This is a genomic window from Leptospira levettii, assembly GCF_002812085.1.
Taxonomy (GTDB): domain Bacteria; phylum Spirochaetota; class Leptospiria; order Leptospirales; family Leptospiraceae; genus Leptospira_A; species Leptospira_A levettii.
The window spans coordinates 729,633-749,275 of sequence record NZ_NPDM01000001.1; the positions used below are offsets into that span (position 1 = coordinate 729,633).

The 19,643-nt window shown below is 34.2% G+C and carries 21 protein-coding genes; 18 read left to right on the plus strand and 3 right to left on the minus strand.

From position 1 onward, the window contains the following. Positions 1–2: 2 nt before the first annotated feature. The 8 genes from CH354_RS03325 to CH354_RS03360 all read left to right on the plus strand — a co-directional run bounded on the left by CH354_RS03325 (position 3) and on the right by CH354_RS03360 (position 6,838). Complete coding sequence (locus tag CH354_RS03325; RefSeq protein ID WP_100726009.1) at positions 3–614, plus strand: hypothetical protein; 612 nt, start codon at positions 3–5, stop codon at positions 612–614. Then, on the plus strand, positions 604–990 hold the full coding sequence (locus CH354_RS03330; RefSeq protein ID WP_100726008.1) for a nitrous oxide reductase accessory protein NosL: 387 nt from the start codon (positions 604–606) through the stop codon (positions 988–990). The genes CH354_RS03325 and CH354_RS03330 overlap by 11 nt, the downstream gene beginning before the upstream one ends. After that, positions 968–2,269 carry a nitrous oxide reductase family maturation protein NosD gene (locus CH354_RS03335; RefSeq protein WP_100726007.1) on the plus strand — a complete coding sequence of 434 codons (1,302 nt, stop codon included), beginning with the start codon at positions 968–970 and terminating at the stop codon, positions 2,267–2,269. Before CH354_RS03330 ends, CH354_RS03335 begins: the two co-directional genes overlap by 23 nt. Beyond that, a complete protein-coding gene (locus tag CH354_RS03340; RefSeq protein ID WP_100726006.1) occupies positions 2,266–2,973 on the plus strand; it encodes an ABC transporter ATP-binding protein in 708 nt (235 codons plus the stop codon). The genes CH354_RS03335 and CH354_RS03340 overlap by 4 nt, the downstream gene beginning before the upstream one ends. Then, the gene (locus CH354_RS03345; RefSeq protein ID WP_100726005.1) at positions 2,970–3,755 is read left to right on the plus strand and encodes an ABC transporter permease subunit; all 786 of its coding nucleotides are present in this window, start codon (positions 2,970–2,972) and stop codon (positions 3,753–3,755) included. The genes CH354_RS03340 and CH354_RS03345 overlap by 4 nt, the downstream gene beginning before the upstream one ends. A 90-nt stretch (positions 3,756–3,845) precedes the next feature. Next, complete coding sequence (locus tag CH354_RS18525; RefSeq protein WP_100726004.1) at positions 3,846–4,259, plus strand: LIC_11090 family protein; 414 nt, start codon at positions 3,846–3,848, stop codon at positions 4,257–4,259. Between the two features lie 104 nt (positions 4,260–4,363). Then, entirely contained in the window at positions 4,364–5,149 is a 786-nt protein-coding gene (locus CH354_RS03355) for a hypothetical protein (protein WP_100726003.1), read from the plus strand. A 78-nt stretch (positions 5,150–5,227) separates the two neighbouring features. Then, positions 5,228–6,838, plus strand: coding sequence for a copper chaperone PCu(A)C domain-containing protein (locus CH354_RS03360; protein ID WP_100726002.1), 1,611 nt, complete (start codon positions 5,228–5,230; stop codon positions 6,836–6,838). A 147-nt stretch (positions 6,839–6,985) separates the two neighbouring features. Here CH354_RS03360 and CH354_RS03365 read toward each other — a convergent pair whose 3' ends face one another. After that, on the minus strand, positions 6,986–7,912 hold the full coding sequence (locus tag CH354_RS03365; RefSeq protein WP_100726001.1) for an ankyrin repeat domain-containing protein: 927 nt from the start codon (positions 7,910–7,912) through the stop codon (positions 6,986–6,988). 233 nt (positions 7,913–8,145) lie between these two features. On the opposite strand from CH354_RS03365, the gene CH354_RS03370 reads away from it, so the two are divergent. The 10 genes from CH354_RS03370 (at position 8,146) to CH354_RS03415 (ending at position 15,212) form a co-directional block, all read left to right on the plus strand. Then, entirely contained in the window at positions 8,146–8,796 is a 651-nt protein-coding gene (locus CH354_RS03370) for a GNAT family N-acetyltransferase (protein WP_243395946.1), read from the plus strand. Positions 8,797–9,052: 256 nt separating this feature from the next. Beyond that, positions 9,053–9,352, plus strand: a complete 300-nt coding sequence (locus tag CH354_RS03375) for a PadR family transcriptional regulator (protein WP_100726000.1) — start codon at positions 9,053–9,055, stop codon at positions 9,350–9,352. Between the two features lie 27 nt (positions 9,353–9,379). Continuing rightward, positions 9,380–10,552, plus strand: a complete 1,173-nt coding sequence (gene chrA / locus CH354_RS03380) for a chromate efflux transporter (protein WP_100725999.1) — start codon at positions 9,380–9,382, stop codon at positions 10,550–10,552. A gap of 83 nt (positions 10,553–10,635) precedes the next feature. Continuing rightward, positions 10,636–11,133, plus strand: a complete 498-nt coding sequence (locus CH354_RS03385) for a DinB family protein (RefSeq protein ID WP_100725998.1) — start codon at positions 10,636–10,638, stop codon at positions 11,131–11,133. A 1-nt stretch (position 11,134) separates the two neighbouring features. Continuing rightward, a complete protein-coding gene (locus CH354_RS03390) occupies positions 11,135–11,551 on the plus strand; it encodes a hypothetical protein (RefSeq protein ID WP_100725997.1) in 417 nt (138 codons plus the stop codon). Continuing rightward, the gene (locus tag CH354_RS03395) at positions 11,532–11,981 is read left to right on the plus strand and encodes a GNAT family N-acetyltransferase (protein ID WP_100725996.1); all 450 of its coding nucleotides are present in this window, start codon (positions 11,532–11,534) and stop codon (positions 11,979–11,981) included. Before CH354_RS03390 ends, CH354_RS03395 begins: the two co-directional genes overlap by 20 nt. 28 nt (positions 11,982–12,009) lie before the next feature. Next, positions 12,010–12,621 carry an FMN-binding negative transcriptional regulator gene (locus tag CH354_RS03400; RefSeq protein ID WP_100725995.1) on the plus strand — a complete coding sequence of 204 codons (612 nt, stop codon included), beginning with the start codon at positions 12,010–12,012 and terminating at the stop codon, positions 12,619–12,621. Between the two features lie 71 nt (positions 12,622–12,692). After that, positions 12,693–14,255 (plus strand): NAD(P)/FAD-dependent oxidoreductase, encoded by a 1,563-nt coding sequence (locus tag CH354_RS03405; protein ID WP_100725994.1) that lies wholly within the window; start codon positions 12,693–12,695, stop codon positions 14,253–14,255. 49 nt (positions 14,256–14,304) lie between these two features. Then, complete coding sequence (locus CH354_RS03410) at positions 14,305–14,880, plus strand: LBF_2127 family putative lipoprotein (protein WP_100726413.1); 576 nt, start codon at positions 14,305–14,307, stop codon at positions 14,878–14,880. Positions 14,881–14,909: 29 nt separating this feature from the next. Further along, entirely contained in the window at positions 14,910–15,212 is a 303-nt protein-coding gene (locus CH354_RS03415) for a hypothetical protein (RefSeq protein ID WP_420843817.1), read from the plus strand. Here CH354_RS03415 and CH354_RS03420 read toward each other — a convergent pair. Both CH354_RS03420 and CH354_RS03425 read right to left on the minus strand, forming a co-directional pair. Continuing rightward, on the minus strand, positions 15,209–16,522 hold the full coding sequence (locus tag CH354_RS03420) for a TolC family protein (protein ID WP_100725992.1): 1,314 nt from the start codon (positions 16,520–16,522) through the stop codon (positions 15,209–15,211). The genes CH354_RS03415 and CH354_RS03420 overlap by 4 nt on opposite strands. A gap of 53 nt (positions 16,523–16,575) precedes the next feature. Continuing rightward, a complete protein-coding gene (locus CH354_RS03425) occupies positions 16,576–19,641 on the minus strand; it encodes an ATP-binding cassette domain-containing protein (RefSeq protein ID WP_100728668.1) in 3,066 nt (1,021 codons plus the stop codon). Positions 19,642–19,643: the final 2 nt, after the last annotated feature.

Here is a 19,643-nt window from a genome sequence, read left to right on the forward strand (position 1 = left end):
ATATGAAAGCTTTACTTTTCCAAACGTTAAGTAAAAAAAACCGACTCCTAATCTTAGGGGTCGGTTTATTCCTCGTATTGGTCTATTTTATTCCAATTTGGGCTATCTCTATTTCTGCACCTCAATACCCTGAGGGACTTGGAATGCAAATATGGATCAATCAAATCACTGGCGCAACTCCGTATGATTTAAAAAATATCAATTTGTTAAATCACTACATCGGTATGAAAGAAATCATTTCAGAATCAATCCCTGAACTCCTTTTTATGCCTTATGTATTAGCATATTTGATTATTGGTGCTTTTATCACAGAATTAATTCCAAAAGTGGGAATGGCAATTCTTGGTATCATCAATCTAATCATCGTTGGGCTCGTTGGTTTGTTTGATTTTTGGAGATGGGAGTACAATTATGGACACAACTTAAATCCAGATGCTCCTATCATCATTGAAGGAATGGCTTACCAACCTCCACTTCTAGGTTGTAAAGTGATGTTAAATATCACTGCTTGTAGTTATCCTTCTTATGGTGGTATGATTTTAGCTTTAAGTCTCGTCTTACTTGTCTATATCGTATGGGATGAAAAAAGAAGGAAAAAGTCAAATGTGGTTTAAACTACAGAAACTTGTTTTTTTCACACTCACAGTTGTTCTCTGCAATTGTGGGGAAGTGAAACCAGAGGCTCTCACAGTAGGAGAAAAAAAATGTGACCATTGTTCCATGTCAATCGTTGATATGAGATTTCATACACAAATCATTACATATAAAGGCAAACGTTTTCATTTTGATGCAATAGAATGTGCAAATAAGTTTATAAACCAAAAACAAATTAAACCAAAACAAATCTGGGTTTCAAATTATTTACAATCAAACGAATCGATACCGAAAGAAAACGCAATCATCATCCAAACCAATAAAATTCGATCACCTATGGGCGGAGGATTAGCCGCTTTCAAATCTCATGAAGATGCAATACCCTTTCAAAATTGATGGAGATGGCTTATTCTCAAGTGAGATACGAGACCAATTGAATTACATTTTTTTTATATTAATACTCTTCTCCATTCATGTATTTCCATCATCAATCATTGGTAAAAATATCACAGTTTGCAAAACATGCCAAATATCCTCTCTCAAACAAGCGATACAAGTTGCGAGTGAAAGAGATACCATCCAAATCAAAAAAGGACTTTACCAGGAAGGATTCATTCCCATCACAAAATCAATTACCATAAGTGGAGAACCAGGAGTCACCATTGATGGATTAAAAGAAAAACATGTGTTTGGAATCTACCATGATTTTGTGAAAATTCAAAACTTAAAAATCATTGGAAGTGGGATCTCTGATTTGGCTGAATATGCAGGAGTGTATGCAGAAAAAGTGAACCATTGTTATTTCGAAAATTTGGAATTGGAAGACAATGTGTATGGTTTTTATCTTTCTGAATCATCGGAATGTATGATCAAAAATAGTTCTTCCATTGGAAATGCGGAAAACGAAGTTTTGGGAGGAAATGGAATTCATTTGTGGTCATCCCATAACAATCAAATTATCGGAAATCACTTAACAAAACATCGCGATGGAATTTACCTAGAATTTTCCGAACATTTAAAAATTGAGAACAATGAATCAAAAGAAAATATCAGATATGGAATGCATTTTATGTTCTCCAGTGAAAATCAATTTACAAAAAATATTTTCAAAAATAATTCCGCTGGTGTTGCGGTGATGTATAGCAAAAGAATTCTTATGGAAAAAAACCAATTTATCGAAAATTGGGGTGAAAGTTCGAATGGAATCTTGTTAAAAGATATAACAGAAAGTGTATTATCTGAAAATTTATTCCAAGGTAATACAATTGCAGTATTTGCAGATGGTATTACAAAAATAGAATTCCTAAAAAACAATTTCATAGATAACGGATGGGGAATCAAAATTTTAGGCAATACTGATCATAACAATATTCAAGATAATAATTTCATTCAAAACGTTTTTGATATTAGTACGAATACAAAATCAACAACCAATCTATTTCTAAATAACTATTGGGATCATTATGAAGGTTATGATTTAAATTTAGACCAATTTGGAGATGTTCCTCACAAAACAATTCACTTCTTTGGTTATTGGATTGCTGTTTATCCTTTTCTCATGATTTTGTATGAATCTCCTGTTGTATTATTCCTACAAGGTATCGAAAAGGCATTTCCCATCGTCACACCAATTGAGTTTGAAGACAAACAACCTAGAATGAAGGTTAGAATATGATAACAGTGAATGATTTATCTATCAGTTACGGATCCAATACATATGCAGTGAAAAATGTAAACTTTACCGTAACATCTGGAAACATTGTATCCATCATTGGTCCAAATGGTTCTGGGAAAAGTTCTCTGATCAAAGGTATCCTTGGCCTCGTCCGACCAAATAAAGGTTCCATACAATTTAATGGGAAAGAAGAAAATTCGTATACAATCGGTTATATGCCACAAACTCCTCGATTCCCTACCAATATCAAAGTGAAGGAACTCATTTCATTTTTTAAAAAATTAGAAACCGTTGATGAATCGAGATTTGAAAAATTATTCAATTTACTTGATTTAAAACACCATGAAGAGAAAAAAATTGGCAACCTCTCCGGTGGGACAAAACAAAAAATCAGTATCTTACAATGTTTTTCAAAGCAAAAAGACTTATATGTGATAGATGAACCAACTGCAAGTTTGGATCCTTATATTTCACATTTATTAAAAAATCTACTGGTCGAACAAAAAAACCAAGGATCACTTGTATTATTTTCCACCCATATTCTATCCGAATTACAAGAATTAGCAGATCGATTTCTATTATTATCTGAGGGATCGATATTGATAGATGATACACCTAAAAATTTCCTAGAAAAAAACAACAAAGTGACAATGGACGAAGCTTTGATGCATTTCTGGAATGAGGAATACAAAACAAAAGTATGAAAGAAATATTACTTTTCGAAATCAAAGAGAACATCCGAAGCAGATGGATCTTTATTTATTCAGGACTCTTAGCCTTTGTAATGTTAGTATTGAGTTTTTTTGGAGACCAAAATGGCATCAGATTACTTGTGAGCACAATGAACTTAACTCTAATTGTGATTCCACTGTATTCCATTACCTTCTCTGGAATGACATTCTTAGAATCAATGCCTTTTTCCGAAGTGTTATTGTCAAAATCTGTTACACGTAAGTCATTATTCTTTGGAAAATTTTTTGGAATTACAACTTCTTTATCCATCGGACTTTTACTTGGACTCGGAATCCCTGGTTTCTTTTTATTTATGAGTGATGCTAAATTTCTTTTTTTATTTTTGGAACTATTGATTTTTGGAATCTTTTTAACTAATATTTTTGTAGCATTAGCTTTTTTAACCTCGTCTTTTATCAGAAGAGGTGAAATCGTACTCACCATTTCTTTGTTAGTATGGTTGTATTTCTTTATCTTCTTTGATGCAATCGTGTTTATGTTCAGTTTGTATCTTGGTGACTATCCAATTGAAATTCCATCACTCATCATCATCTTGCTAAACCCAATTGATTTGGTAAGAATTTTCATTTTATTACAAACCAGTGCAGCAGCTCTACTTGGTTTTTCTGGGGCTATTTTGCTCAAAACTTTAGGGATGACAGGTGTATTTCTAATCACCATTTTGTTCCTTTCCTTATGGGTGAGTATCCCTCTATTGATCTCTTATTTACGGTTTCAGAAGCGAAATTTTTAAAAAGGATCTAATACTAACTTCTTCAATTTTTTAGAATCTTGATTTAGATCATGGAAGGATTTCCTTTTTTAATGCAAACTAAGTCCAACCATGAGGAAATGTTGGAACACAATCATCACGATATTAGTCTTGGTTCCATTTTTAGGAAAAATCCTTTTTTTGGAATCAGGGCTCTTCGCACAATCATTGTACCAATTATCTATTGTTTGCCATTGTAACCATAACTCAGAATCCGAAGTTCATCATGATTCAGAATCCACACCTAAAAAAAGAATGACCTGTCATTTGAAAAAATCATCAGGAACACATACTTGTACCTGCTCCAAGAAAAAAATGGCTACAAAAATCATTCAATCCCAATCAATGAATCCGAGTTATGTGAATTCTATTAAAATCCAAAATAGAATTCTCTTCGATTTATTTTCCATAACATCTTCAATCTCTCTAATTTTGACTCTTGGTTATGACCATCTTCCTGATAAACCACCAAGACTTTTGACTTAATTCAACCTAAGTCATTCATTCACTCTATTGATAGCTGAATGTAAAACAAGTCACTTGGAATCTATTTACAATGGAACCTTGGATCAATCTAGTAAGGTATTTTTATGTTCTCAAAAACAATTCGAATTTGTATCATCAGTTTATTTTTCACACAATGTAGTTTAACATCAGACAAATCTGGCATTGAAACAACGAACCTATTGTCTCTTCTTGCTGCATCAAACTTAAATCCCAATTGTGGAATCACACAATCACAAGCAATTCCTAGTAACCTAACCCAAGTTGAAAGTAAATCAAGGGTTAAGTACAATGTTTCCGATTGTAATGAAGTTGGTTTTGCAAATTTGGGCCTAACCCAATCAGGAATCACAAAAGGAGCAACTGGTTCTTCTTCAAGCTCTGTTCTATCTACAACTACAGATGTGATGTTGGCGACTAACAAAGGAGGAACCAATATTGAAGTAACATTCACTTTAAATTCGGCATCAAGTTCAATTGATGTCATAGCCTATGGAAGTGGAACACCAACATCAGGCCCCACATATCGTTTGCTTGCTGGTGCACAAACACAATATAAAAATGCTTCAGGTGTTTATGGGAATACAGGGAAAGGAGGTTCTGTTTCTGCTCCTATTCCAAGTGTTGGAACAACCTACACATATTGTTTAGATTTCCAATACACTTCTGGTGGTTCCCGATTTCTCAATGGATTTAATAAACCATGTGCTGAATTGACATCCACAGAAAGAGGATCCATGTCTTATTACCCCATCATGCAAATGATGAATGTTCCTGCCTACACTGGCGGAAACTCATTGGGATTTGTTTTAAATGGAGCAACTATCACTTCATTTACAATTGGATCCATCGTTTCTAATACAGAAATGTAAACCGCTCTACAAACACTCGTCATACTAACGGATGATGTTCGTTAGTATGACTTTTTTGGAAAAGGAAAACTTAATTTTATGAAACTTAAAAAAATAATCATCAGTATATTCATACTGCTTTTTTCCCCACTTATTGCAAGAGATATAAACATCACCAATGCTTATTTAAAGTATACAAATGGATCAAATTCTGCCATTTATCTTACAATATCCAATGTTTCAAATAAAGATATAAAACTGATCCAATCAATTTCAGATGTCGCAAATCGAGTTGAATTGTATGACATGCAAAAAAGTGAATATGGGAAAAAGATGGTCCCTGTCGCTGAGATCCCCATTCCTAAAAAAAAATCGGTTACGTTATCACCACAAGGATTTCATATCATGGTGTTTGGAATCAAATCTCAACTAAAACTAAAAGACATGATACCATTACGATTGGTTTTTAGTGATGGATCTGAAATTGAAATAAAAATTCCAGTAGAATCTTCTTCACCTAACGCGATACATAACAATAATCCGCCATTCACAAATGATTCAAATTCAAAACCGACAACTTCTACAGAAGATGAAATGAAAGATCATCAATTCACAAACGGAGATGGAAACGAAGAAGAAGACCACTCCAATCACGACGAACATGGAAATGGTGATCATCATTCACACCATCGAGCTGATATGATTGGACCTGCAGGCATCATGAACCCACACATTCATGAAAAAGGTAAATGGATGATTGATTATCGGTATATGGGTATGAAGATGTGGGGATTACAATCTGGAACAAAAGGTTTATCTGATTTAGGTACATTGTACTTTCCTTATACAGATCCAACAGTGGCAATGCCAACAGGTAGTTTGATCACAAGTTCGCCGATTGGAACTACGATTCCTACACTATCTCAGAACAAATACAATTATATGTCTGTGCCAACAGATATGGTGATGGAAATGAATATGGCAAGTGTTATGACATCAATCTCAGACAGATGGATGATTATGTTCATGGTGCCAGTTGTCAAAAATCGTATGACAATGTTATCTAGTAATTTTGATCGCGCTCCTATGAGTTCAGCTGGGATTGGTGACGTTAGTGTGAGTGCTGCCTACAGGCTTATCAAAACAGACCATCAAAACTTTTTTACTGGAATGGGAATTTCCATGCCAACTGGATCAATTGATGAACGAGATAATATGCCGATGATGGGAAAACAAAAAGTTCCTTACAATATGTTACCGGGAACTGGAACTTATAATTTACTCCCACAACTTTCCTACAACGGACAATATGACCGATTTTCTTGGGGAGTATTATCACAGGCAAATTTACGTATGGGAAAAAATGATAACAATTATAAGTTTGGGAATCGTTATGAAATCTCAAGTTGGATATCGTATCTATTATTTGATTCGATGTCTTTTTCCTTCAGAGTAGCAAAACAAAGATGGCTCAATTTACAAGGGTTAGATGCAACACTTGACCCCAAAATGGACCCTCAAAACGATCCCTATCGGCAAGGTGGTATGAGGAGTGATTGGTTTGTAGGACTCAATTTTCTTGTCACCAAAGGAATGTTATCTGGCATAAGATTTGGTTTCGAATATGGAAGACCATTCCATCAAAACTTAAATGGTCCACAATTGGCAACACGTGAACTATTCAATGTGTTTGCCTCCTACAGTTTTTAAAATTGTTTTCCAAAGATTGGGGCGCACATCTCCGGCTTTACGCTCCAATCTTTGTTCACACAAAGGATTTCCGCTACAATCCGGGGCGCGAAAAAAAATATCTATTTTACAACTATCTTATATACTTTTAGAGAAGATAATTTAAACTCATTCCTGAATATCATTTTTTTCTGGATATTGCCAAGTATCCTTCTTCCCATATACGATATCCATAACATCACCTTCAGGAATATTACGCTTTTTTACTTCTCTTGCAATACGACCGTTAGGAATTGGAAATTTGATCCCCTTAGATTCTAAAATTTTAATTAATCGCTCCTTGTCTGGTTGGTATTGTTTATTTACTGCTATGATTTCAACAATGGCTGCCAATTCCTCTAATTTAAAATTATAACCGTGTTCGAGTAACCATATTGCAATATCATATCGAGGATAGCTTGTGATAGCTAAAATTGGAGCTGAGTAATAAGTATATTTCTCATTATGGATATTTATATCAGCACCTGCCTCAATTAGTATTTTAATATTTTCAAATTGTCCAAATTTCGTCGCAACTAACAAGGGAAACCCTATTCCAGAATTGCCTTTTTGAGCATTCAAGTCTCCACCATACTTTATTGCCAATTTTAAAAAGGCGGGATTTGAAAGTGCGGAAGCGTAAACCATACTAGACCATCCATTTTCTGGTATCCCATTTCTTTTACTATCTTTTTGAAAATTCCCTCCCAGATTTGGATCTGCACCAGCTTTGAGGAGAGCCTCATATCCTTCTAAACTGTTGGCGCAAATGGCCCACATAAGAATAGGTTGTTTCTCATCCTCTAAATAATTCGGATTCGCTCCATCAGCGATTAACTTTTCTATTCTTTCTTTATCGCCTTTGATTACAACGCGCAAAAGTTCAGAAGATTTTTGGTCTATAAAAGCAACGCTAAGTTTACAATCTGCACATTTCAACTCAAATGCTATACATGAGTTTTGCAGCAAGAGAACAACAATAGCTGCAAATATAAAAAATAAAAACTTTTGCATATTTTGCCAGTTTGTTTTTCTTACGCACTTATCTAAGTTCATTCTAATTTTTCGCTATTCTTATAACTTAAGAGAGAATCTGGAATCTGTCGAATATAAAATATTTCTAATCTAACGAATATTGTCTTTGAGAATTTCATATATCACTCACCAACTCACCTCAAGCAAGGATTCAGGATCAGCCATTGATATACCCGTTTGCGTGTTAGCTGAAGTATCCCATTTGAAAAACAGAGTTACCTTCTTTCTTTTTTACAAATTTTTATTGTATACCTATGTCCAAAAACAATACAATCGATACTATGCCATCCCAAGAGAAACCAAACCCCGTTACCATCCGCAATGCAAAACCCGAGGATATCAAACATATTGTTCCTCTCATCCATTCCTCTGGACCACTCGCATGGAATTTTGTTTTCCAAGAAGGTAACCTAACTGCATTTGATTTTTTAAATTCCACTTACCCAAAAAGAGGAAACACTATCTCGTATACAAATCACTATGTTGCTGAAAAAGAGGGACAAGTGGTTGGATCTATCTTACAATATTCGCAACCAAGTTTTTTAGCTCTGACAGCGGGAACTGCCTTACAAATCCTTACTTTATACAAATGGAAGGCACCAAAGGTAATGGCACGTGGTTTAAAAACAGAAACAGTCATACAACCACCTAAATCAAAATGTTTGTATTTAGGTCATATCGCTGTATTAGAATCACATCGAAACCAAGGGATCGCAAAACAACTCATCAAGTTTATGATCCAAAATCATCAAGCATACAAAACCATCGTTTTAGATGTTTCTGTAGAAAATCCCTCTGCGATTGGCCTCTATCAAAAATTAGGATTTATCATCAAAGAAACAAGGCATCCAAAAGGTTGGGAGGGAAAAATCCCATCTCACCACTATATGGAAAAATCGATTTAATAGAGATCCATATTACAAAAATTCATGATAAAAAAACAGAGATAAATTGTAGCGCCAGCGACTGCAGTGGAAATCCTTTCCGGAACGGAAAGATTGGAACGCAAGGCGCGGTCGGTTTAGAATCGATTTCGAATACAAATTCCTTTCGAGGCGCCCCATTCCTGATTATTGGAATGTCAAATTCGTTTCATATCTCATTAGAACATTCATTTTTTCCATTTGACTATCAAATTACGATATCGTAATCTGATTTTGAATGCGTATCAATGAATTTTTTTCCAGTTTTATCAAAATTCACATTTTACACCATTGCCTAAAAGAAGAAATCTACGGTGTTTGGATGATGGAAGAATTGCGAGAACATGGTTATAATATTAGTCCTGGTTCCTTATATCCACTTTTAAAACACTTAGAACAAAAAGGACTCATTCGTTCTCGCATTGAACAATTGGGTAAGGTAAAACGAAAATTTTATCGCATCACACCTAAAGGAAAAAAAGAACTTATTTCTGCAAAAATCAAACTAAAGGAATTGATCGGTGAAATTCTAAGTTAACGGGAAACAAATCAAAATAGGATAATTATGAAACATTTACAAATTTTTTTCACTGCTCTCAAACTCGGATGTACTTCGTTTGGTGGTCCTATCGCTCATCTGAGTTATTTCCATGATGAATATGTTACCAAAAAAAAATGGATCAGTGCTCATGCCTATGCAGACTTAGTTGCGCTTTGTCAATTTTTACCAGGACCTGCCAGTAGCCAGGTTGGTATGGCAATCGGACTTTCTCGTGGTGGATTATTGGGAGCCATCCTTTCTTGGATTGGATTTACTTTACCTTCTTTTTTGATTCTCGTATTGTTTGGTTTAGGTTTAGGGACAATTGATGTTGCAAACCATAAACATTGGTTACATGGATTAAAGGTAGTAGCTGTTGCTGTCGTTGCCCAAGCAATCCTTGGTATGGGAAAAAAACTTTGTCCTGACAAAGAAAGGTTAACAATCGCTATCATAACAAGTGTTATTCTTCTATTCTCTAGTTCAGCAGTTTTACAAATATCACTTCTTACTTTCTCCGGATTATTTGGAGTTTATTTTCTAAGATCAAATGAAATATTACCTCATGAATCAATGCACACTGGCAAAAAATTTTTTGGCTTCCTGTATTTAGCATTATTTTTTATTCTTTTATTCCTTTTACCTCTTTTACGAAACATTTCGAATACAACAGAAATTCAGTACCTAGATAGCTTTTATCGTGCTGGTGCCCTTGTGTTTGGGGGTGGGCATGTCGTACTACCTTTATTACAAGCGGAAGTTGTACCAACTGGATGGGTGAGTAATGATTTATTTATGGCAGGATATGGTCTGTCAAATGCGATCCCTGGACCTTTATTTGCGTTTAGTAGTTATTTAGGGGCCGTGTCATCAGCATCACCAAACGGATGGTTTGGGGCTATCATTTGTTTGGTGGCAGCTTTCCTTCCTTCATTTTTACTCATAGTTGGAGCTTTACCTTTTTGGGAACAATTGAGAAAAAATCAATGGATCAGAAAGGTTATGTTAGGCATCAATGCATCCGTTGTGGGAATTTTACTGGCAGCATTTTATAATCCAGTTTGGACAAGCGCCGTGTATTCTCCTAAAGACTTTGCCCTTGTGATCGTGGGATTTTTACTTTTGGAGTTTTGGAAACTACCTTCTTGGTTAGTGGTCATCGCTACAGTTGCAGTCAGTTTTATCGTTTACCAATAGGATTGATATAGAAACCGCCAACGAAGGAAACAAAAAATAAATTTCTCATTGTCTCCTTAAATAATAGGGAAAAATCTTTCTTAATGAAAGATTTTTTCCTTCGGAACAATGCTTACCACCTTTGGGCAACAAATCTTCTTTACCAATCCATCGAGAACTTATCCGATGATGATTACAAAAAAGATGTTGGGCTGTTTTTTAAGTCAATCCATGGAACACTCAATCACTTGTTAGTTGTTGAAAAAGTATGGTTCTCAAGACTCTCTGGGGAAGTATTTATTCCAACATCGCTCGCAGAAGAAATAGAATCAAAGAAAGACAAACTAAAAGAACAACTTCAAATTCACATTGAAAAATGGAACAGTTGGATACAAAATTTCGATGAATCAAAATGGGAAAATATCTTTCGTTACAAAACCATGCGAGGATTCGAAGCTGAACTATTATATTGTGATGTTGTACAACACAATATGAATCATAGAACCCACCATCGTGGACAAATCACAGCTGCTATAACTCATTTAGGTGGCGATGCACCTGAAATTGATTATGTTTATTATTTACAATCATTAGGAAAATGAAATGTGGAATCCATCTAAAAAAACAAGAACCATCACAAGTAAAATCTTATTTGTTATTTTCTCCTTGGCATCAGTCTTTCACGTATTTGCTTTATTGCAAATCATTCCTTACCAATACCTTTGGGGTGGTAGACTCCAATCGATAGAAGAGATGTATTTGATGGAGAGTATATCCTTAATTGCTAATGTTTTTTTTGTGTATTGTAGTTATTTATATTTACAATACATGAACAATGGTTTGGTTCCGATATGGATCCGTATTTTATTCGGATTTATTTCCGCTGTATTTTTTCTAAACACAATTGGGAATTTAGTTGCCGTTACAAATTTAGAAACTTTACTGGCTACACCAATCACTGCCATTTTATCAGTGATTAGTTTCACTTTGGTACTAAAATATGAAAATCAGACAAGCTAACTATTCAGACATTTCAAAACTCGCAGAACTTTTCGATTTATATCGTCAGTTTTATGGCCAAAAAAGTAACTTAGCAGGTGCTTCACGGTATTTACAAGACCGAATGGAACATGGCCAATCAGTTCTATTCCTAGCGGAAGACCCGAATACTGGAAATTTTTTAGGATTCACTCAATTGTATCCAGTTTTTTCCTCTATCTCTATGCAACGTTCTTACATACTAAATGATTTATATGTTAAATCGGAAAATAGAAAACAAGGGATCGCCAAACTATTGATCCATGAGGCAAAATCTTTTACAAAATTTTTCCAAGGAAAAGGTTTAGAATTATCTACCTCTATGCACAATAAAGAAGCTAGATCCTTATATGAAAGAGAAGGATTTGTTCAGGAAACAGAATTTTTATCTTATTTCTGGAAATCAAATTAATCAAAATATTCTGCAGAGGTAAACTGCGATGTACATTCCCGAACATTTCCGAATGGAGTCTTCGTCTATACTTCATTTTGTAAAAGATAATCCATTTGGAATTCTTGTTTCAAATGTCGATGGGAAAATGGAAGCTACCCACTTACCTCTATTAGTTTCTTCAGATCAAAAGTTCTTGATTGGACATTTTGCAAAACCAAACCCACAAAAAAATTCTTTAAACCAAGAGGTCCTTTGTATCTTTCCTGGCCCTCATTCTTATATCTCACCTTCTTGGTATGAAACCAATCGTTCTGTTCCAACATGGAATTTTACGGCAGTTCATATCAAAGGGATTTTAACTTATATGGAAGATCCACAGGAAATCCAAAATAGTTTAAAAACTCTCGTACAAACATTTGAGTCCCACGACTCGAGTTACAAGCTAAGTGAAGTTGATAAGGATTATTTGATAGGTTTAGAAAAAGGAATTGTTCCCTTTCGGATTCAAATCACAGAATTAGATGGGAAAGAAAAGTTAAGCCAAAACCATACAAGGGAAAGAAGATTACGAGTCATAGAGAATCTAGAGAGAATGCCAGGTGAAAATGAAAAAGCGATTGCCAAATTAATGAAACAATCCTTAGATCAAAATTCATAAGAATTGTTCTCTTCAATTTCTGAATTGGATTTCTTTATCTTGAATCGATCAACTGAGTTTAGTGAAATACATTGAAACTAGAATTAAATGTCCGAGTTACACCTGAGATAGCTTCCAATCCGGATCACCTTTTACAGTTTGTATCCAAACAGAATAAAATCCCAAAACAAGACATCAAACATATTGAATGTACCTCAAGATCCATTGATGCAAGACAAAAACATGTTGTGTACCAATTAAGATTAGATGTTTACATCAATGAAGAATTTATCCCATTTCAATATTCCATTCCAGATTTTCAGAATGTAAAGCTGGAAGAACCAATTCTCATCATTGGAGCAGGACCTGCGGGTTTATTTGCCGCTTTACGCGCTTTAGAACTCGGTAAAAAACCAATCATTCTGGAAAGAGGAAAGAATGTAAAAGACAGAGTATCTGATCTACGTGGCATCAATGTACACCACATTGTGAACGAAGATTCTAATTATTGTTTTGGAGAAGGAGGTGCTGGGACCTATTCTGATGGAAAACTTTATACCCGATCCAAAAAAAGAGGTAATATCCGAAAAGTTCTCGAGTATTTGGTTTCATTTGGTGCCACAAAACAAATACTAGTCGATGCTCATCCTCATATTGGAACAAATAAACTTCCAAAAATCATCCAGAGTATACGAGAATGTATTCTCTCAGCAGGCGGAGAAATTCATTTTCACACAAGAGTCACCGATCTTATCATGAATGGAAATTCGATCACTGGAGTTAAATCTGCAGATGGAAATAAATGGATGGCAAATAAAGTCATCATTGCAACTGGTCATTCTGGACGAGAAATATTTCAGTTATTACATGAGAAAGGTATCGAAATTCATACAAAACCACTTGCAATTGGTGTTCGAGTGGAACATCCCCAAAGTTTAATCGATTCCATTCAATACCATTGTCAAACAAAGAATCCCCTATTACCTGCATCTGAATATTCGTTGGTAAAACAAATCAATGGTCGTGGTGTTTATAGTTTTTGTATGTGCCCAGGTGGAGTGATTGCACCATGTGCCACAAAACCAGGAGAAGTTGTCACCAATGGCTGGTCTAGCGCAGAACGTTCTAGACCAACAGCAAATTCAGGAATTGTCGTAGAACTTCGTTTAGATGATTTTAAATCATTTGAATCCTTTGGAGTTTTTTCTGCCTTACAATACCAATCTTCAATAGAACAAAAAGCATTTTTAATCAATGGTGGAACACAAAAAGCACCTGCCCAACGTATGGTCGACTTTACAAAGAACATAGTTTCAACAGATCTACCTAAAACTTCTTATACTCCCGGGCTTGTTTCCGTTTCTTTGTCGGAAGTTCTACCCCCGCTCATTGTAGATGCTCTCCAAAAAGGTTTCAAAGAATTTGATTCTTCAATGAAAGGATACTTTACAAATGAAGCGATCCTTCACGCTCCTGAAACACGGACATCTTCTCCGATTCAGATTCCAAGAAATCCAGAGACTTTAGAACACATTACGACTCACGGATTGTATCCTTGTGGCGAAGGTGCTGGGTATGCAGGTGGCATCGTGTCAGCAGCCATTGATGGAATGAAATGTGCAGAAGCTGCACTCACTGGCCAATTCACCAAATAAGAAAATGGATTGATTCCTGATTCAATTTGATTATTCTATGATTCCGAAAATGAAACATTACTACGCCCTTATCATAGTATCCCTCTTATTCCAATGTTCCACTGACCTTCGCCAAGTCCCCCCTCCAACCAAAAATGGCAATCTCACTAGGAATAAAGTAAACTTGCCGATTGTCATTGGTAAGTTTGAGATCCTTTCTGCGGATCGAGGTGTTTACACAGATGCATGGCGCATGGCTTGGAAAGGCCATTTACAATCATCAGGTATTTTCACAAATGTTTACAATGAATTGGATCCCAAAGAAGTTAAAGATTTTTATACAATTGATGTAGAAATGAAAACCAACTATTCAGACAGGTATAATTGGTGGTATACTTGGCCTGCTTTATATCCCTTCACTGCAATCTGGCCCATACAATATCGATTAGGTGAATATTCTGTCGAATTTCATTACAAACTCTATCTAAACAAAGAATTACAAAAAGAAGAGACCATCACCAAAAAAGGAAATGCCGAAGAATTCCTGTATGGATTTTTTAAGGTTAGAAACTTTCAAAGGATGATTGAAGAGACAAATTTAGATGCGGTGAATGTATGTTTAAAAAACTTAGAATCTTCACTATAACTCTAACAATCTTTTCTTTTACTGGATGTGTGAGCATTCCCTTCCAACCGGCAAATCACACAGAAGAATGTAAGGCATATTATTTTCAAACGAAAAGGCAAGTGACTGAAGTTTTTGATGAAAATACATTAACCATTGGACTCGTGGTAACTCTTTCGTTACTCAATTCTGCATTTTCTCCGATATTTTTAGCACCAATCCTAACAACGCCATACATTCATTACAAAAACAAAGTCAAATCAGATGAAATTTTGAACCAATGGAAATCGGAAAAATGTGGTATGACTGGAAAAAAAGAAACAAATTCTGATACACCAACAATTGTGCTTTAATTGTTTAAAAACTTCATCGTATCGCCTAACAAAAGACCGATCTGAAGTCGTAATTGGATTAAATCATAACGGTTTTGGATTTCATTGCGCATCACATCTCTAAGTCGTCTATCGACTGTTTGTAATTCAATAATCGATGCCGATCCCGTTTTATAAGCTTTTTCCATAATTTGATAATTTTCTTCTGCGATTCTTTTACTTTCACGAGAAATATCATACAACTCAACTAGGTTATTATGTTGTTGGATTAATTCAAATAAATACAATCCGGTGTTTTCTCGTAAAAACTGAGATTGGGATTTTGCAAGTTTCACTTCAATTTTGGATTTATCAAATTCATTTTTATCTAACCAACGATTGAATAGAGGAAATCGAAATCCAAAATTTCCTCCCACATTCAAATCTGAATTTGATGATCTTGCATAAATACTATAATCATTTCGACTATAATCATATACTTGCATAGGATTTGTCCAAGTTCCACTTAGTCCAGAAAAAGATTCACGTGAATTTTGATTGTATATGTTTACAAAAAAATCAGGAACCCATAATTCATTGAAACGAACCTGTTTTTGAATTTCTAAGATTTTGATTTGATTGACTGTTAAGATTAAATCAAAATTTACATCAGATAAATTTCTTTCATATTCAGCCAATGTTGATTCAAGAGGAAGGATTTTGTATTCTCTTTCTGGAATCTGTTTTAAGGTAACATCTTTTAATAAAAACTTTCTTCTAAAAATTGATTGGCTTTTCTGTTGGTCAAGTCTAGATTTAATCGCATTGTACTTATAAAAGAAATAGTCTACTTTTGAGTTTTGAGTTACCAAATAAGACTCTATTCCCTGTTTATAAAGTTTTTGTACAGTTTGAAATTGTTTGTCTGCATCTGATTCATTGGAAAAATCATAATTGTAAAAAGCCAAAAGTTTCAAAGTTTCTGCATACTGATATGCTTGCTCAAAAAGTTCTTTTTGGTAAAGAGCACGATATTCAAGGAGTAATCGTTCATATTCCAATTCTAGAATCATGTTGGTAAGGATTGTATTACCTTGTTCCATAAAATTCCAGTTTAGATTTAATGTTGTACTCCAACCTTTTCGGTTGTATCCATCTCCTCGAAGTGATTCAAAAAAAGGAGAATGTTCCAAATTCACAGATGGTAAATAACGTAAGTTTCGTGAATCGATATCCACTTTTTTACGTTGGATTTCCATTTCCTTAAGTTTTAATTCATAGGATTTCTCTCCAACTAACTTTGGTAAGTCATAAAAATCCACCACCTCTGCCAAAAGGTGTGAATTTGACATAATTAGTAAGATGATACAACTAAGAATTTTCCGAAAATTTGTCACTAATTGAATTATCGGATCGCTTCTTGTTTGGAATGAAGCAATTGGTAAATTCCGCCTTTGGAAAGTAACTCTTTATGATTTCCTTTTGAATCCAATTTTCCACGTTCTAATACAAAAATTTGGTCATAATTTCGAATTGTGTCCAATCGATGAGCGACAGTAATGATAGTGGAATTCGCAAAAACGGAATTGATATGTGACAGAATACGCGATTCCGTCTCCTTATCAAGTGAGGATGTTGGTTCATCTAATAATAATAAGTTAGGCCTCTGTAAAAATAATCTAGCTAAAGATATTCTTTGTTTTTGACCACCTGAGAACAAAAATCCCCGATCTGAAAATTCGGTATCATATCCCAAAGGTAACTTCACAATATCATCATGAATACAGGCAAGTTTTGCTGCTTCTACTACTTCGCTTAGTGTTGCCTCTGGTTTTGTGATGGATATGTTTTCTCGAACCGTTCCTGAAATAAATGGATTTTCCTGGAAACATACACCAATTTTTGTGCGTAAACTTGGTAACCAAATTTCATTGAGCGGAATATCATCTATGAAAATTTCCCCTTGGCTAGGATTGTACAAACCTAACAATAATTTTATGATTGTTGATTTACCACTACCACTCCGTCCTACAAAGGCAATTTTTTTTCCAGCTTGAACTTTGAGAGATAAGTTACGAATTCCTGATTCTGGTTTCTGGCTGTCATACGCGAAAAAAAGATTTTTAAATTCAATATTGCCTTTCACCTCAGGCAAATCAACTTTGAATAAATTGTCCTTATCGGAGATTTCACTATCCAAAGATTCAAAACTTCTGAGACGATTCCAAGCTACATTTGCTTTTTGAAATTTCAAAAAATCTTCATATAAAGAAATCAATGGAGTTCGGATATAGGTGATCAAACCAACAATAGCATACAAAGTTCCCAAAGTCATTTGATCATGTAAAATCAACAAACTACCTACCAACATAACGATAACTATTGTTATTTGTTTAAAAAACTCAGTATTCGCCGAAAGTAAATTGGAATAAAAAAGTTTTTTTCCTTCTGAATTCAATTGAGCAGTTAATCTTTTCTCAAAATCCCATCTATGTGAATAGGTTGCCCCTAAATTTTTGATCGTTTCAAATCCATTGATTGATTCGATAAAATAACTTAATGTTTCGGCACGTTTTAAAGATTCCTTTTTTGTTTCTTCAATGATTTTGGGTGATAAAAAACGTAAAACCAAAATCTCAGGTATGATAAACAACATAATGATGACTAATAAAACTGGAGATAAAAATAGAAATATAACAAAAACCAATGAACTAAAAATCAAATCGAAGATTTTCATCGCTCCTTGGTCTGAAAAAAACAAAATTACTGATTCAATTTCTTCCCACCGATTCAGAATTTCACCTTTTCTATTCCTTTCAAAAAAAGAAATTGGAAGTGAAATTAATTTAACTAAAAATCGTATAGCAATTGTTTGATTAACTCGATTACTTGTAAAAAAGATTACATTCGATCGAAAGTATCCTAAAAATGATTGTGCCAAACTTAATACGATTACTGACACAATGACAGGTAAGAAAAAATCACGACTTTCCTGTAATAATACAGCATCGATTAAGTACAAGTTGACTAAAGGAATAAATACCTCAAGTCCCTTCAATATAAAACTAGCAAGTATACCTGCTTTTAAATATTGTATCGCAGGTAAAAAGTACTCACTGATTCCACTAAAAAAACGATTTTTCCATTCCCAAGATGAACTTGGAATGACTTTGGGCACAAAATAAATCACAATCTCCGATGATTTTTTCTCCCATTCCTTTCGATTGATAACAACTTCACCAATTTCTGGATCAAGAATGGTTACACTCTTTTCTCCAATGTGTTTTACGATGACATACTTTGAATTTTCTAAATAAGAAATGGTTGGAATTGAATTCAATTCCGATTCATGTTCACGCCAATTAACAAAATAACAATTTCCCTTTTCTTCACCAAAACATTGTTTCCAATGGTATGGCAAAATATCTGGATCAAAATCTGGAAACATAGGATCTGAGTCGTATTCAGCAAATGAATAACCCCAATATTTTAAGATCATCTTACGGCAAACATCACCAGATTGGAATTTCCCTTCTTGGAATAAAAATGGAAAAGAAATCTGATTCCGAATAGGTGGTGAAAATTTTAATTTTGGTAAAAAATGAAACTTATCTTCTTCATAAACATTCGTTTGTTCAAAATCATCATCATTTGATTTTTCACCTAAATTAAGTTTCCTTTCACTCATAATGGAGCGAATTGTAATTAACAAGCTCTCAGATTTTTTGAAGAATTGTTCAGCACTCTTCGAAGAAAGTTCATAAACGAAACTATCTTCCACTGCTGTTACAGTAGCATTCCTTACTTTTTTTTCCAGAACACCCATTTCACCGAGGACGGATCCCGCTTCTACAAATGAAAAATAATCTTTTTGCCAAGTTGTTTTTGTAACTTTAAACTTTCCTGACTTTATAAAAAATAATGATGAACTTTTTGAACCTTCCTTAATCAAAACTTGCCCAGCATTTATTTTTCTTTTGATTAATAATTTTGATAGTTCTTGGATTTCAGAATTAGATAATTTTCGAAAATAAGGATGAACTCTAAGTTCATCTCTTAATTGTACATTTTCTTTATATTCATCCCAAATTCGTTTGCGATCTTTATCTGAATTGATAAATTTCAAAAAAGATGAAGTTGATAATGTTAATACTTTGGAATTTTCTTCAATGTAATATAATTGTTTTCCAAGAGAATCGGAAGTGAATTCGGAAATTCCATAAAGTGATTCTTCTTTTAATGTTTTAATCAATAACTCATTTTGATTGATTTTAAGTTTGATTTGAATTCGTCCTGTTTCTAGTAATAAAATAGGAGTGGGATCATTTTCATTTCCTCCAATTTTATCTCCAGCGACTAAAGATCTAAACTCAAATAGTGAAATTATTTTTTTCTGATCTGAATTTGAAAGAAGAGATAAAAAACTATCTTCTTTTACTAAGTCTGAAATATCTTTGAAATTTCGTTTCAAAT